The 14,529-nt window shown below is 64.1% G+C and carries 12 protein-coding genes and 1 tRNA gene; 8 read left to right on the forward strand and 5 right to left on the reverse strand.

Annotation, left to right across the window (positions count from 1 at the left end; genetic code table 11):
- The first annotated feature begins 235 nt into the window (after positions 1-235).
- The 4 genes from gltB to CH278_RS03570 all read left to right on the forward strand — a co-directional run bounded on the left by gltB (position 236) and on the right by CH278_RS03570 (position 8,773).
- A complete protein-coding gene (gltB, locus tag CH278_RS03555) occupies positions 236-4,804 on the forward strand; it encodes a glutamate synthase large subunit (RefSeq protein WP_373557317.1) in 4,569 nt (1,522 codons plus the stop codon).
- Positions 4,797-6,302, forward strand: a complete 1,506-nt coding sequence (locus CH278_RS03560) for a glutamate synthase subunit beta (protein ID WP_094621177.1) — start codon at positions 4,797-4,799, stop codon at positions 6,300-6,302. Before gltB ends, CH278_RS03560 begins: the two co-directional genes overlap by 8 nt.
- Before the next feature lie 122 nt (positions 6,303-6,424).
- The gene (pyk, locus tag CH278_RS03565) at positions 6,425-7,843 is read left to right on the forward strand and encodes a pyruvate kinase (protein WP_027497274.1); all 1,419 of its coding nucleotides are present in this window, start codon (positions 6,425-6,427) and stop codon (positions 7,841-7,843) included.
- Entirely contained in the window at positions 7,844-8,773 is a 930-nt protein-coding gene (locus CH278_RS03570) for an acyl-CoA thioesterase (RefSeq protein ID WP_032370334.1), read from the forward strand. It abuts the gene before it with no gap.
- Here the strand turns inward: CH278_RS03570 and CH278_RS03575 are convergent.
- The gene (locus CH278_RS03575; protein WP_094621178.1) at positions 8,739-9,260 is read right to left on the reverse strand and encodes a DNA-deoxyinosine glycosylase; all 522 of its coding nucleotides are present in this window, start codon (positions 9,258-9,260) and stop codon (positions 8,739-8,741) included. The two genes, CH278_RS03570 and CH278_RS03575, sit on opposite strands and share 35 nt — an antisense overlap.
- Before the next feature lie 56 nt (positions 9,261-9,316).
- Here CH278_RS03575 and CH278_RS03580 point away from each other — a divergent pair, with 56 nt between their 5' ends.
- Positions 9,317-9,520 (forward strand): hypothetical protein, encoded by a 204-nt coding sequence (locus CH278_RS03580; RefSeq protein ID WP_027497271.1) that lies wholly within the window; start codon positions 9,317-9,319, stop codon positions 9,518-9,520.
- Here the strand turns inward: CH278_RS03580 and CH278_RS03585 are convergent.
- Complete coding sequence (locus CH278_RS03585; protein ID WP_027497270.1) at positions 9,496-9,987, reverse strand: anthrone oxygenase family protein; 492 nt, start codon at positions 9,985-9,987, stop codon at positions 9,496-9,498. The two genes, CH278_RS03580 and CH278_RS03585, sit on opposite strands and share 25 nt — an antisense overlap.
- A gap of 122 nt (positions 9,988-10,109) precedes the next feature.
- Here CH278_RS03585 and CH278_RS03590 point away from each other — a divergent pair, with 122 nt between their 5' ends.
- Entirely contained in the window at positions 10,110-11,099 is a 990-nt protein-coding gene (locus tag CH278_RS03590; RefSeq protein WP_094621179.1) for an AraC family transcriptional regulator, read from the forward strand.
- Here CH278_RS03590 and CH278_RS03595 read toward each other — a convergent pair.
- The 3 genes from CH278_RS03595 to CH278_RS03600 all read right to left on the reverse strand — a co-directional run bounded on the left by CH278_RS03595 (position 11,084) and on the right by CH278_RS03600 (position 12,135).
- A complete protein-coding gene (locus CH278_RS03595) occupies positions 11,084-11,815 on the reverse strand; it encodes an AAA family ATPase (RefSeq protein ID WP_032400010.1) in 732 nt (243 codons plus the stop codon). The genes CH278_RS03590 and CH278_RS03595 overlap by 16 nt on opposite strands.
- A 3-nt stretch (positions 11,816-11,818) precedes the next feature.
- A complete protein-coding gene (locus CH278_RS27355) occupies positions 11,819-11,995 on the reverse strand; it encodes a hypothetical protein (protein ID WP_165430221.1) in 177 nt (58 codons plus the stop codon).
- A gap of 63 nt (positions 11,996-12,058) precedes the next feature.
- Positions 12,059-12,135 (reverse strand) — tRNA-Leu (locus tag CH278_RS03600).
- A 120-nt stretch (positions 12,136-12,255) separates the two neighbouring features.
- Between CH278_RS03600 and CH278_RS03605 the strand changes: the two genes are divergently transcribed.
- Positions 12,256-12,888: an ANTAR domain-containing response regulator gene (locus CH278_RS03605; RefSeq protein WP_027497267.1), complete on the forward strand. Its 633-nt coding sequence runs from the start codon at positions 12,256-12,258 to the stop codon at positions 12,886-12,888.
- A 174-nt stretch (positions 12,889-13,062) separates the two neighbouring features.
- Positions 13,063-14,397 (forward strand): ABC transporter substrate-binding protein, encoded by a 1,335-nt coding sequence (locus tag CH278_RS03610; RefSeq protein ID WP_032374321.1) that lies wholly within the window; start codon positions 13,063-13,065, stop codon positions 14,395-14,397.
- The last annotated feature ends 132 nt before the right edge of the window (positions 14,398-14,529 follow it).

The following is a 14,529-nucleotide window of genomic DNA, read 5'->3' on the forward strand; positions in this document are numbered from 1 at the left end:
GCGATCGGCAACTGATACGATTCCGCCATCCGAGAGCGATCTCGGATTCTTTCGCGGGCCAGAGCTGTCCCGGTGAATTCCCGATAGGCATCGAATTCGATCGATCCGGCACTCGATGTCGGTTCGGGCGACCAGCCGGCGGGGTAGCCGAGGCTCACAGTGCAGCATGTCGACACTGCGCCATCCGAAGCACCCACCGGTCTACGTGGAGGTGATCGTGGTGTTGTTTTCTCGGATGCCTGCCGAGCAAGGACTGTACGACCCGAGCGCGGAGAAGGACTCCTGCGGCGTCGCGATGATCGCGGACATCGCCGGACGCCGTTCGCACTCGATCGTGTCCGACGGTGTTCTGGCACTGGAGAATCTGGAACATCGTGGTGCTGCCGGTGCCGAGCCCAACAGTGGTGACGGCGCGGGCATTCTGATCCAGCTGCCCGTCGAACTTCTCGATTCGTTGTCGTCGTTCGAGTTACCGTCCGCCAACGGCGACGGCGAGAACACCTTCGCGGCGGGTGTCTGCTTTCTGCCGCAGGGCATCCGTGAGCGCGGGTCGGCCGTGCAGCGTGTCGAATCCATTGCAGCCGACGAGGGTCTCGAGGTGCTGGGTTGGGTTCCGGTCGAGGTCGATCCGGATCGCGCCGACGTCGGACTGACGGCGCTCGGATGCATGCCGTACATGAGCTATCTCTTCGTCGCGGCCCCCGAGGTCGACGGTTCACGTCCGGCCGGTCTCGAACTCGACCGATTGGTGTACGGGCTGCGTAAGCGGTCGGAGCGCGTCACCCCGGAGATCGAGGCAGAAGGCTCGGGCCTGTTCTTCCCTTCACTGTCCGCACGCACCATCGTCTACAAGGGCATGCTCACCACCATGCAGCTGCCCCTGTTCTTCCCGGAGCTGCGTAACCCGTTGTGTACGAGTGCAATTGCCATCGTGCACAGTCGTTTTTCCACCAATACCTTCCCGTCGTGGCCGTTGGCGCACCCGCACCGCTACGTAGCGCACAACGGAGAGATCAACACGGTCAAGGGCAACAGGAACCGGATGCGAGCTCGGGAAGCGATGCTGTCCAGCGATCTCATCCCCGGCGATCTGGAGCGGCTTTTCCCCATCTGTAATCCCGATGCATCCGATTCGGTGTCGCTCGACGAGGTCCTCGAATTGCTGCACCTGGGCGGCCGGAGCGTTCCCCACGTCGTGATGATGATGGTGCCGGAGCCGTGGGAGAACCATCGCACGATGGATCCGCGGGTACGGGCGTTCTATCAGTTCCACTCGTCGATGATGGAAGCGTGGGACGGTCCCGCCTGCGTCACGTTCACAGACGGTAGCTACGTCGGAGCCGTCCTCGATCGCAACGGTCTGCGACCCGGTCGGTGGTGGCAGACGGCCGACGGTCGGGTGATCCTCGCGAGCGAGGCGGGTGTGCTGGACGTGCCGCAATCTCAGGTCGTCGCCAAGGGTCGCCTCGAGCCGGGCAAGATGTTTCTGGTCGACACCGTCGCCGGGCGTCTCGTTCCCGACGAGGAGATCAAACTGCAACTGGCGCAGGAACATCCGTACCAGGGGTGGCTGCACGCCGGCTTGCTGGAGATCAAGAGCCTGCCCGAGCGCGCCCACATTCAGTACAACCACGAGTCCGTGATTCGCAGACAGATCGCCTTCGGCTACACCGAGGAAGATCTCCGCGTCGTGCTCACCCCGATGGCCGCCTCCGGGGGCGAGCCACTGGGGTCGATGGGGACCGACACCCCGTCCGCGGTGATGTCCCAGCGATCTCGTCAGCTGTACGACTACTTCATCGAACTGTTCGCGCAGGTCACGAACCCGCCACTCGACTCCATCCGAGAAGAGATCGTGACGTCGTTGTCGCGAGTGATGGGACCGGAGCAGAATCTGCTCGAGCCCACTGCCGCGTCGTGCAGGCAGATCGTGTTGCCGTGGCCGGTGCTCGACAACGACGAACTCAACAAGATCATCCACATCGACGACGACGGTGATCATCCCGGTCTGTCGGCGATCGTGCTGCGCGCACTGTACGAGGTCGAGCGTGGTGGGGAAGGTCTGGCCGAGGCCATCGAGGAGCTGCGCTCGCGGGCATCGGAAGCCATCGCTGCCGGCTACCGCACGCTGATCATCTCCGATCGTGATTCGGACCACACTCGGGCACCGATTCCGTCCCTGCTGGCCACCTCTGCTGTGCATCACCATTTGGTGCGTACCAAGGAACGCACCAAGGTCGCCCTCGTCGTCGAGTCCGGCGATGCACGAGAAGTGCACCACCTGGCCCTGCTGATCGGATTCGGCGCGGCGGCCGTCAACCCGTACCTGGCCATGGAGTCGATCGAGGACCTGGTCGGCGAAGGCGAGCTCACCGGGGTCGAGCCCACTGTCGCGGTGCGCAACTACCTGTACGGGCTCGGCAAGGGCGTGCTCAAGGTCATGTCCAAGATGGGCATCTCGACCGTCGGGTCCTACACCGGCGCACAGGTTTTCGAGGCGGTCGGTCTCGATCGCGAGGTCGTGCGCGAGTACTTCAAGGGCACCGTCAGCAAGCTCGGCGGAGTCGGTCTCGACGTCCTTGCCGAAGAGGTCAAACTCCGTCACCGGAAGGCATACCCGGAGAATCCCACCGACCGTGTTCACCGCCGCCTCGAGATCGGCGGCGAGTACCAGTTCCGGCGTGAGGGCGAACTCCACTTGTTTACTCCCGAGACGGTGTTCCTGTTGCAGCACGCAACACGCACCGGTCGCTACGACGTGTTCCAGAAATACAGCGACGAAGTGAACCGGCTTGCCCGTGAGGGGGGCGCACTCCGGGGCCTGTTCGAGTTCAAAGACCATGTGCGCACGCCTGTTCCGCTCGACGAGGTGGAGCCGGTCGAGTCCATCGTCACTCGGTTCAACACAGGCGCGATGAGCTACGGATCCATCTCTGCCGAGGCGCACGAGACCATGGCCGTTGCGATGAACAATCTGGGTGGGCGCTCCAACTCCGGTGAGGGCGGAGAGGACGTCGATCGCCTCTACGATCCGAGCCGGCGCAGTGCGGTCAAGCAGGTCGCGAGTGGACGGTTCGGGGTGACCAGCGATTATCTGGTCAACGCCACCGACATTCAGATCAAGATGGCGCAGGGTGCCAAACCCGGTGAGGGCGGGCAGCTGCCCGGTTACAAGGTGTACCCGTGGGTGGCCAAGACTCGGCACTCGACGCCCGGGGTCGGCCTGATCTCCCCGCCTCCGCACCACGACATCTATTCCATCGAGGATCTCGCGCAGTTGATCCACGATCTCAAGAACGCCAACGAGAACGCGCGCGTCCACGTCAAACTCGTCAGCTCGGTAGGAGTGGGCACGGTGGCGACGGGAGTGAGCAAGGCGCACGCCGACGTCGTACTGATCTCGGGATACGACGGTGGCACGGGCGCGGCTCCGTTGACGTCTCTCAAGCATGCCGGTGCGCCCTGGGAAATCGGGCTGGCCGACGCCCAACAGACGTTGGTGCTCAACGGACTTCGCGATCGCATCACCGTCCAGTGCGACGGCGGAATGCGCACCGGCCGTGATGTGATCGTCGCGGCGCTGCTCGGTGCCGAGGAATTCGGGTTCTCGACGGCACCTCTGATCGTCGCGGGATGCATCATGATGCGGGTCTGCCATCTCGACACCTGCCCAGTGGGTGTCGCGACTCAGAACCCCGAACTGCGCAAGCGATTCACCGGCAAGCCCGAGTTCCTCGAGGACTTCTTCAGGTTCGTCGCCGAGGATGTGCGAAAGTACCTCGCGCAGCTCGGGTTCCGCAGCATCGACGAGGCCGTCGGCCATGCCGACGTGCTCGAGACCGCTGCCGGCGTCGCACATTGGAAGAGCAAGGGACTCGACCTCGCACCCATCTTCGCGATGCCGGTGGATCGACACGGCGCGCCCATGACGCAGCGTCGACGCCTACGCGATCAGGACCACGGCCTCGATTTCGCGCTGGATCGCACGCTGATCCAGCTGGCCGAGGGCGCATTGGAGGACGCGCATCCGGTGACGCTGGAGCTGCCCGTGCGCAACGTCAACCGCACGGTCGGAACACTTCTGGGGTCCGAGGTCACGCGACGCTACGGCGCGGCCGGGTTACCCGACGACACGATTCGCGTGTCGTTCACCGGCTCTGCCGGGCAATCGCTCGGGGCATTCCTGCCGCCCGGAATCACGATCGATCTCGTCGGCGACGCGAACGACTACGTGGGCAAGGGCCTGTCGGGAGGACGCATCGTCGTCCGACCGGCCGAGGACGCACCGTTCGTTGCCGAGGACAACGTCATTGCCGGAAACACGATTCTCTACGGAGCCACGTCGGGGGAGGTGTACCTGCGCGGTAAGGCGGGGGAGCGGTTCGCCGTGCGCAACTCCGGAGCCGTTGCGGTCAACGAGGGCGTGGGAGATCACGCCTTCGAGTACATGACGGGCGGACGGGTGGTCGTGCTCGGGCCGACCGGACGCAACATGGCGGCCGGCATGTCGGGCGGTATCGCCTTCGTTCTGGGTCTCGACCCCGCGGACGTGAACACGGCAATGGTCGAGTTGCAGGTTCCCGATCCGGACGATCTGGTGTGGCTGCGCGAGACGGTCGAGAACCACGAGCGCTGGACCGGCTCCACCGTCGCGGCATCGCTGCTCGCCGACTGGCCCCGCCGGTCCGCTCTGTTCACCAAAGTCATGCCCGTCGACTACCAGCGAGTGCTGGAGGCGACACGAATGGCGCGCGCCGAGGGGCGCGACGTCGACGCTGCGATCATGGAGGCTGCACGTGGCTGATCCACAGGGATTTCTGAAGGTCGTCAAGCGTGAGGCCGCCAAGCGTCCTACCGACGAACGGGTCAGGGACTGGAACGAGGTGTACTCGGATCAGCCCAGCAGCGAACGCGCAGCCGAGGTCTCGGAACAAGCGCGCCGCTGCATGGATTGCGGAATTCCGTTCTGCCACTCCGGAACTGCCGGATGCCCGTTGGGCAACCTGATCCCGGAATGGAACGATCTCGTGCGCCGCGATCGGTGGGACGCGGCCAGTGATCGGTTGCACGCCACCAACAACTTCCCGGAGTTCACCGGCCGAGTGTGTCCGGCCCCGTGTGAATCCGCTTGTGTGCTGTCCATTTCCGAGGCCGCCACCGGCGGAAGTGTGACGATCAAGCGGGTCGAGCAGACCATCGCAGACCTGGCCTGGGAACAGGGCAGCGTCGTTCCCCAGCCGCCGACGATCACCACCGGTAAACGAGTGGCCGTCGTGGGTTCGGGTCCGGCGGGACTGGCTGCGGCGCAACAGCTCACCAGGGCCGGGCACGATGTCACCGTGTACGAGCGCGACGATCGGCTCGGTGGATTGCTTCGATACGGAATCCCCGAATTCAAGTTGGAGAAGTCGGTGCTCGATCAGCGGCTGATGCAGATGCGGGCCGAGGGCACGCATTTCGTCACGGAGTGCGAGGTCGGCATCGACTTCACGGTCGAGCAACTGCGCGAGAGCTTCGATGCGGTCGTGCTCGCCGTCGGCGCTTTGCGGGCTCGCGACAACACCGAGGTGATCGGCCGTGAACTCGACGGCATTCACCTGGCGATGGAGCATCTGGTGCCGTCGAACAAGGAATGCGAGGGCGACGGGCCGACGTCGATATCCGCTGCGGGCAAGCATGTGGTGATCATCGGCGGCGGAGACACCGGGGCCGATTGTCTGGGCACGGCTCACCGTCAGGGTGCCGCGTCGGTCACTCAGCTCGACTACAACCCTGCTCTTCCCGGTGCCCGCGACGACGGCCTCTCGCCGTGGCCGTCGTGGCCGTTGGTGCTCCGGACGTCGCCTGCTCATGCGGAGGGTGGCGTCGTGCGTCATCAGGTCGCGGTGCAGCGATTCCTCGGCGACGAGCGCGGACATGTGCGCGCCATGGTGCTCGCCGAGGTCGAGGTGCAGCGCGACGCGGACGGGCGACGCATCGTGACGCCCATCGGTGAAGAGGTCGAATTGCCCTGTGATCTGGCATTGTTCGCCATCGGATTCGAGGGTGTCGAGCATGGACCGCTGCTCGACGACTACGGCCTGGCGCTGACGAAGCGCGGCGCGTTGTCGTGTGGTCCCGATTGGCAGACGACGGCCCCGGGTGTGTTCGTCTGTGGGGATGCCCACCGCGGTGCGTCGTTGGTCGTGTGGGCGATCGCCGAGGGGCGTTCGGCTGCCAACGGGGTCGACGCTTATCTCACCGGACACTCGGAATTGCCGTCCCCGGTACACCCCACGGCACTGCCTCTGGCGGTGGTGTGACACTCGTCTCTGTACCGGTACAGGTGCTTTCAGCAGCGGCCCGGCGAGGCTACCCGTCGGTAGTATTCGGCCGGGTTCCTCTGCGATAGAGAACAAGGCGTCCAGCGGCTACGCTCGCAACCGTGAGCCGACGTACGAAGATTGTCTGCACCCTTGGACCCGCAACCGCAACCACAGAGCGCATCCGCGAACTCGTCGAGAGTGGAATGGATGTCGCACGACTGAACTTCAGCCATGGCGATCACCCCGATCACCAGGCCAACTACGAGAGAGTTCGCGCCGCATCGGACGCCACCGGCAAAGCCGTGGGCATCCTGGCCGACCTGCAGGGACCGAAGATTCGACTCGGCCGATTCGCCGAGGGCTCCACCACCTGGGCCGCCGGTGAACTCATCCGCATCACCGTCGAGGAGTGCGAGGGCACCCACGATCGTGTGTCGACCACGTACAAGGAGCTGGCTCAGGACGCCAAGGAAGGCGACCGCCTGCTCGTCGACGACGGCAAGGTCGGCCTCGTCGTCACCGGCGTCGAAGGCAACGACGTGCTGTGTCGGGTCACCGAGGGTGGTCCGGTCAGTAACAACAAGGGCGTCTCCCTCCCGGGCATGGACGTCTCCGTTCCTGCCATGAGCGAGAAGGACATTGCGGACCTCGAGTTCGCCCTCGCGCTCGGATGCGATTTCATCGCGCTCTCTTTCGTGCGCTCTCCCGCCGATGTCGAACTCGTCCACGCAGTCATGGACCGCGTCGGCCGCCGAGTTCCGGTCATTGCCAAGCTCGAGAAGCCCGAGGCCGTCGACAACCTCGAAGCCATCGTGCTCGCGTTCGATGCGATCATGGTCGCCCGCGGTGACCTCGGTGTCGAGTTGCCACTCGAGCAGGTGCCCCTGGTGCAGAAGCGCGCCATCCAGATCGCCCGCGCCAACGCCAAGCCCGTCATCGTTGCGACCCAGATGCTCGAATCGATGATCGAGAACTCCCGTCCCACCCGCGCCGAGGCATCCGACGTTGCCAACGCAGTGCTCGACGGTACCGACGCGGTCATGCTGTCCGGCGAGACCTCGGTCGGCAAGTACGTCATGGAGACGGTGCGGACGATGGCTCGGATCGTCGAGACCGTGGAAACCGAAGGCGACAGCGTTCCTCCTCTGACTCACGTTCCTCGCACCAAGCGCGGTGTCATTTCCTACGCCGCCCGCGATATCGGCGAGCGTCTGGACGCGAAGGCCCTCGTGGCCTTCACCCAGTCGGGCGACACCGTGCGACGGTTGGCTCGCCTCCACACCAAACTGCCGTTGCTCGCATTCACCTCGATCTCCGAGGTCCGCAGTCAGCTGTCCCTGAGCTGGGGCACCGAGACGTTCCTGGTTCCCGATGTGGGCTCGACGGACGCGATGGTCAAAGAGGTCGACAAGGCGTTGCTCGAACTCGGTCGTTACAACCGAGGCGATCAGGTCGTGATCGTCGCCGGTGCCCCTCCCGGCACAGTAGGCTCGACCAACTTGATCCATGTGCACCGAATCGGAGAAGAGGACCGGTAAGTGGTCGAAGCGGGGGGAACCGGCGTCAGCGAGAGCGCGCCGAGCAGTACAGCAGTACGCGGAACCGATCTCGAAACCCTTCTCGGTCTCCTCGCCCTCGAGGAGACCGAGGAGGATGTGTTCATCGGACAGCATCCGGAGCAGGTGGGGAGCCGGACGTTCGGTGGGCAGCTCGTCGCTCAGGCGCTCATCGCCGCCGGCCGGACCGTATCCGGAACGTCCCGGGACGTTCATGCGATCAATGCGCACTTCATCCGCGGTGGTGACGTCAAGAAGCCCATCGAATACCGGGTGAGTCGTCAGCGCGACGGCCGGGCGTTCGCCAACCGGCAGGTCACTGCGCTGCAGGACGGTAACGAGCTGTTCGTCATGCTCGCTGCTTTCCAGGATTTCGGTAAGGGCCTCGAGCACAGCGTCGAGGTGCCCGAGGTTCCGTATCCCGATGCTCTGCCGCCTCTCGGCGACCACTTCGTGGGGTTCGAGGACCGACTGCAGATGTTCGTCGATGCACTCAAACCGATCGACATGCGGTACGCGAACGATCCGGCGTGGATCATGCACGGCACCGGTGAGAAGCTCAACCACAATCGAGTGTGGATGAAAGCGGACGGCGATCTGCCGGACGAGTCGATCTTTCACGCCGCGACCATGGGCTACGCGTCGGACACCACGGTGCTCGATTCGATCATCACCACCCATGGACTGTCCTGGGGGCTCGACCGCATCGTGGCGGCGACGGTCAACCACTCAATCTGGTTTCACCGACCGTTCCGATTCGACGAGTGGGCTCTGTATGCGACCGAATCGCCGGTCGCGGCCGGATCGCGGGGCCTCGCCACCGGCCGATTCTTCTCGATGGACGGTCAGTTGCTCGCAACCGTCGTGCAGGAGGGCCTCATTCGCCACTTCCCGAAACGCGTTCGCGCCTGAGCGCTGCCGACCACAGTCGAGTCTTGGCTTCGAGGGTGAGTGAGGCGTGCGCTGGACTGGTGGACGGCAGACGGATGCACTCGATGTCCTGCTGCACTGCGTTCGCGACGTATCTGCGATAGCTGTCGGCAGCTTTTGCTCCGTTGAACAGCACGGTGTCGATGCCGGGATGAGCTGCGATGAGGTTCGCGACATCGTTTACCACGATGGATGATTCGACTATGGCCGAGTCCAGGCTTCCGGTCCGAGTGCACAGCTTCAGTACGTCCCACACAGCAATCCCGCTGCGCGCCAGTCGCTCTGTTCGTTCCTCGTACGGTAGTTCGGGACCGGCACCGAACAGCGCGCCCATGATCGGCCAGAACGCATTTCGGGGATGAGCGTAATACTGCTGAGCAGCAAGCGATGCGACACCGGGCATCGAACCAAGTATCAGCGTGTGAGCGTGCTCGTCGACTATCGGTTCGAAGCTGTGCACGACGTTCATGTCGCGATTACAGCAAACAGCGCGCGCAGGTACTCGGGTGGGACCACAATGGAGAGATGTTGGATCCACGCGTACTCGACAACAACGAACTCGAAGCCGAACTCGCCGCCTTGCGCAGAGGACGCGACGCCGCGATGGACGAAGGCGCGCGAGATGTGTCCACTGCCGATACCGATCATCTCATCGCCCGCTTCGAGGACGAGATTCGCAGGCGTCACCAGGACGGTGAGTCCGATCAGCCCAGCGCGGATCTGCCCTGACCGAGGATCAGCACGGCGCACGCCGCCGTCGACGAGATGATCCGGACGGTGTTCCACCGCGTCCAGTTCGACGTGAACGACTGCCACATGTCGGCTCCCGACGGACTCGCCGGATCCACCGCTGCCAATGCATCGTTGAGTGGGACGTTGAACGCCACCGTGACCACGAAGCAGCCCACCACGTAGAGCCCTGCTCCCGCGCCGACCCAGGTCGATCGCCCACCCTCCGTGGTGATCGCGAGAACGGTTGCGAGAGAACAGGTCAACGCCGTACCGACGAACAGCGTCAGAAACAGTGGGTTGAGGATCGCGGCGTTCGATCTCTGCATCGCGGCGATCGCGTCGGGCACCGGTAACGACGCCAGGCCAGGAAGAACACTGACCGAGAACGCGAGCATGACGCCCGCGACGAGGCCGCATCCGACTGCTGCGACCAGGGTGGCGATCGAGGAGATCTTGTCGATCATCGGTTTTCCTTCCCGGGGATTCGTCGTGCGCTTCCGACCTTTCCGCGTCACGGGTGGATGGACAATGCGCGCAGGGCTCGAATTCATGTCCGATCGTCCCGGCCGTGGGGGACAATTGTCCGGTGCGTGGAGCCGACCCCTGGAAGTCACCCGATCCGCTCGGTGAGGCTTTGCATTTCCTCCGAATGACCGGGTCCTTCTACGTGCGTTCCGAGATGAGTGGCTCGTGGGGGCTGGCCCTGCCCGCGATGGACGACGCTGTGTGGTTCCACACCGTGGTCGACGGGTCGTGTGTGCTGTCGGTCCCCGGGGAGTCGACGCGTGAGCTCGTTCCCGGCGACTTCGCGTTGGTTCCCCACGGGCGTGGGCACGTATTGGCGGCCGACATCGAGTCTGTCGGCGACGCGACCAGCGTGTACGAGGTGCCACACGATTACGTCAGCGACCGGTACGCGGTGATCGACCAGTGCGATGCGAGCGAACCCGACACCGTGTTGGTCTGCGGGGCCGTCCGGATGGATCATCCTGCGGCGCAGCAGCTTCTTCGGCTGCTACCGGCGGTGATCATGATCGACGCAGACAGCGAACCACGGCGCGCACGTATGCAGAACATCCTCGCCATGGTGGCCGACGAGGCACGATCGCTCGAGCCCGGGGGAGAGGCAGTGATCACCAGGCTTTCCGACGTTCTGGTGATTCAGGCGTTGCGGTCATGGATTGTGGACACTCCGAGCGCGCAGTCCGGTTGGCTGGGAGCGTTGCAGGACGAGCGGATCGGAGGCGCGCTGGCTCGCATTCATCGAAATCCCGACGAGCGGTGGACCGTTGCGGCACTGGCGTCGAGTGCACACATGTCACGTTCGGCGTTCTCGGCTCGATTCACCGCATTGGTCGGCGATTCGGTGATGAGTTACCTGGCGACGTGGCGGATGCAGGTCGCGTACGACACATTGCGGTCCGAGGACGTGGTGCTGGCCGAATTGGCCAGGCGCAGTGGCTATTTGTCGGAGGCAGCATTCGGCAAAGCGTTCAAACGGGCGATGGGAGTCTCTCCGGGGAGTGTGCGTCGTCGTCGGGACGCGGCGTTGGTGCCGGTTCAGTCGAGTAGATGACGGAGATACACGTTCGGATCGTCGAGATATCGCCGCCAGTGCTGGACCAATTCGAGTTCGTCCCAGGTGCTTCGGCGCAGACCGTGTTCACCCACTTCGACGATGTCCGCACCGGGTGTCGAAGCCAGGATCGGTGAATGCGTGGCACAGACGAGCTGCGCCCCCTCCTCGCCCAAGTGGGACATCAGCGCGACCAGGTTCAGGCACGCGGTGAACGACAGGGCCGACTCCGGTTCGTCCAGCACATAGAAGCCCGGTTCGGCCAACATCGCACCGAACATGGTGAGAAAGCCCTCACCGTGGCTCATTTCGGCGGTGTTCTCGTCCCAGAAGCCCGGCATGCCGCCGAGGTTCTCGGCCATCTCGAATGCAGTCTCGGCGCGCAGGAAGAATCCCCGCTTCTGCTCGCGCGGACCCCGCAGCATGCGCGCGCCTCGTGGCGTGGTCTCGAGTTCGAGCACCTCGCCGAGGACGCTCGTCACCTCGTCCAGTCGACGAGACTTCTGCGCTGCCCGACCCCCGCGGGCGTCGATGCCGAAACGCTCTGCGATTGCCTCTACGAGCGTCGACTTACCGGAACCGTTGTCGCCCACCAGAATTGTGACCGGTGCGAGAAACTCGAGTCCCTCTCGCGCGAGGTCGGCGACAGCGGGAACGGTGAAGGGCCACTCCGATCCCACATCGTCGGCGTGGACAAAGGCGCGCTCTACGAACATGATTCAGGCGGTGACCAGGCGGTCGACGTAACCGGTTTCGTGGGCGGAGTCGGCGCTGCAGGTGTAGTAGACCCACTGAGCGGACTGGTCCGCGGAATCTCCGAAACGGTGGTCGACCTTCTGCGCGCACAATTTGCCCGCGCTGGTGTCATGGCAACGAAGACTGCTGGGTATGTACATCACCCCACTGTAGGCGTGATCGGGAGTGGACCCGACCGCTGTCGCGGCCGGTCGATAGTGCTGTGGTGCCCTCGGTGAGACTCGAACTCACACTGGACGGGTTTTGAATCCGTTTCCTCTGCCAATTGGGATACGAGGGCTGGCGTCTTTCAAGCAACGATTGACGAGTGTAGAAGATGCGCTTTCGGCCCCGTGCACCGGTACCCTTCAGTTGCTCGATGCCCCTGAGGGGCGACGACTGTCGAAGGAGACCGGTACAGATGAATGCTCCTGATACGCACGGTACTGGCAAGCCTGCGCTGCGGGTGGTGGTCGCGGAAGACGAATCCCTGATTCGTCTCGACCTGGTGGAGATGCTCCGCGAAGAGGGGTACGACGTGGTCGGTGAGGCCGCGGACGGTCAGCAGGCTGTGGAACTGGCTGTCGAACTTCGACCGGATCTGGTGATCATGGACGTGAAGATGCCGCGTCGTGACGGCATCGACGCCGCCTCCGAGATCGCGGAGAAGCGGATCGCGCCGGTGGTGATTCTCACAGCGTTCAGTCAGCGAGAGCTCGTGGAGAAGGCGCGCGATGCGGGTGCGATGGCTTATCTGGTCAAACCGTTCACCAAGGCCGATCTGATGCCTGCAGTCGAGTTGGCCGCGAGCCGGTTCGGCGAGATCTCTGCGCTCGAATCGGAGATCGCCGATCTTCAAGATCGACTCGAGACCCGCAAGTTGATCGAGAAGGCCAAGGGCGTCCTGATGGAGTCGCAATCGCTGACGGAACCGCAGGCGTTCAAGTGGATTCAGCGTGCCGCGATGGACCGACGCACGACGATGAAGGCGGTAGCCGAGGTCGTGATCGAAACACTCGGTACTCCGGCGAACAACCCTGTGGCAGAGAGCTGATCGGCCCGCGGAAAGCTACGGCCACGTAAAACTTCGACCTGTTAGGTCACAGTCAGGTCACGAGCGTCGTTCTAGGCCTTGCGAACCGGTTTCGAGCATTAGCGTCTGGTTCACACGTGAGCCACATGTAACTCAGGTGAGCTTCAACGACGAGCAATTTCAAGGAGAACCTAGATGGCAATTCGGACCTATGTCCGCACGGCTGCAGTGCTGAGCGTCACCTCGCTCGCACTGTTCGGCTGTTCGTCGAGCGACGACTCGGGCTCGACCGACTCCACCAGTGCCAGCGGCGGCACGTCGGCCGCGGAAACGACCGTCTCCACCGACTGCACTCCTGAGCAGGCCACCGCCGGATCCACTCCCGACACGTCGCCGCTGGTGGTAGGAACCCTCCTTCCCGAGACCGGCACCCTGGCCTTCCTCGGACCACCCGAGGTCGCCGGTGTCCAGCTGGCCGTCAACGATGTCAACGGTGCGGGCGGCGTCCTCGACCAGCCCGTCACGCTCATCCCCGGTGACTCGGGCGACACCACCACCGACACCGCCAACACCACGGTCGACCGTCTGCTCGCCGGCGGCTCGAACGTCATCGTCGGTGCGGCGTCGTCCTCGGTGTCGCTCAAGGTCATCGACAAGATCGCCAGCGCGGGTGTCGTGCAGTTCTCGCCTGCCAACACCTCCGACCAGTTCGTCTGCTACCCGGACAAGGGCCAGTACTTCCGTACCGCGCCCACCGATGTGCTGCAGGCACAGGCACTCTCGCAGCTGATCGCCGAGGACGGCGCGCAGCGCGTGGCCATCCTGGCTCTCAACGACCCCTACGGAACGGGCCTGGCCAAGAACACCGCCGACAACCTCGAAGAGGCCGGCATCGCGGCAGACCAGATCCAGACCACGATCTACGACCCGAACGCACAGTCGTTCAACGCCGAGGTCGACGGCGTGAAGAACTTCAACCCGGATGCCGTCGCCATCATCGGCTTCGAGGAGTCCGCGAAGATCATCACCCGTATGCACGAGATCGGCATCGGACCGTCCGACGGCACGTTGGTCTACGGCGTCGACGGCAACATGGGCAACGCACTCGGTGAGTCGGTCGCTGCCGGCCTGCTCGACAAGATGCGCGGCACCACCCCGCTGACCGACGTCGGCACCGCGTTCCAGGACCGACTCAAGGGCGTGGATCCGGCATTGGTCGACTTCAACTACGCCGGTGAGTCCTACGACGCGGTCGTCATCTCGGCGCTGGCAGCCGAGCAGGCGAAGTCGACGGCAGGCACCGACATCGCTGCCAACATCAACAGCATCACCAAGGACGGCACGAAGTGCACGACCTTCGCCGAGTGCCTCCCACTCGTCAAGGCCGGCACCGATATCGACTACGACGGAGTCACCGGCGCGCTGAACTTCAGTGACGCAGGCGAGCCCGCCACCGGTTCCTACGGCAACCTGGTCTTCGGACCGGACAACAAGCTGACGACGGACGGATACATCGTCGTCGGTGAGTGATCTGTAGCTGCTGCACAGCCTCCGGGCCCGAGTCCTGACATCAGGACTCGGGCCCGGAGTCGTTCGAATACACCACGTTGGGTACCTATGGCGCAGGTACGAGAAAGCCCCGACTCGAACTATGTCGAGTCG

Origin of the sequence: Rhodococcus sp. 05-2254-5 (assembly GCF_002258575.1) — a bacterium.
Lineage (GTDB): Bacteria > Actinomycetota > Actinomycetes > Mycobacteriales > Mycobacteriaceae > Rhodococcoides > Rhodococcoides fascians.

What these genes read in the sequence shown, in the direction of transcription:
- gltB (WP_373557317.1), top strand. Translation starts at nt 236, where the DNA reads ATGCCTGCCGAGCAAGGACTGTACGACCCGAGCGCGGAGAAGGACTCC.
- CH278_RS03575 (WP_094621178.1), bottom strand. Translation starts at nt 9,260, where the DNA reads ATGAACGTCGTGCACAGCTTCGAACCGATAGTCGACGAGCACGCTCAC.
- CH278_RS03580 (WP_027497271.1), top strand. Translation starts at nt 9,317, where the DNA reads ATGTTGGATCCACGCGTACTCGACAACAACGAACTCGAAGCCGAACTC.
- CH278_RS03585 (WP_027497270.1), bottom strand. Translation starts at nt 9,987, where the DNA reads ATGATCGACAAGATCTCCTCGATCGCCACCCTGGTCGCAGCAGTCGGA.
- CH278_RS03595 (WP_032400010.1), bottom strand. Translation starts at nt 11,815, where the DNA reads ATGTTCGTAGAGCGCGCCTTTGTCCACGCCGACGATGTGGGATCGGAG.
- CH278_RS27355 (WP_165430221.1), bottom strand. Translation starts at nt 11,995, where the DNA reads ATGTACATACCCAGCAGTCTTCGTTGCCATGACACCAGCGCGGGCAAA.
- CH278_RS03605 (WP_027497267.1), top strand. Translation starts at nt 12,256, where the DNA reads ATGAATGCTCCTGATACGCACGGTACTGGCAAGCCTGCGCTGCGGGTG.
- CH278_RS03610 (WP_032374321.1), top strand. Translation starts at nt 13,063, where the DNA reads ATGGCAATTCGGACCTATGTCCGCACGGCTGCAGTGCTGAGCGTCACC.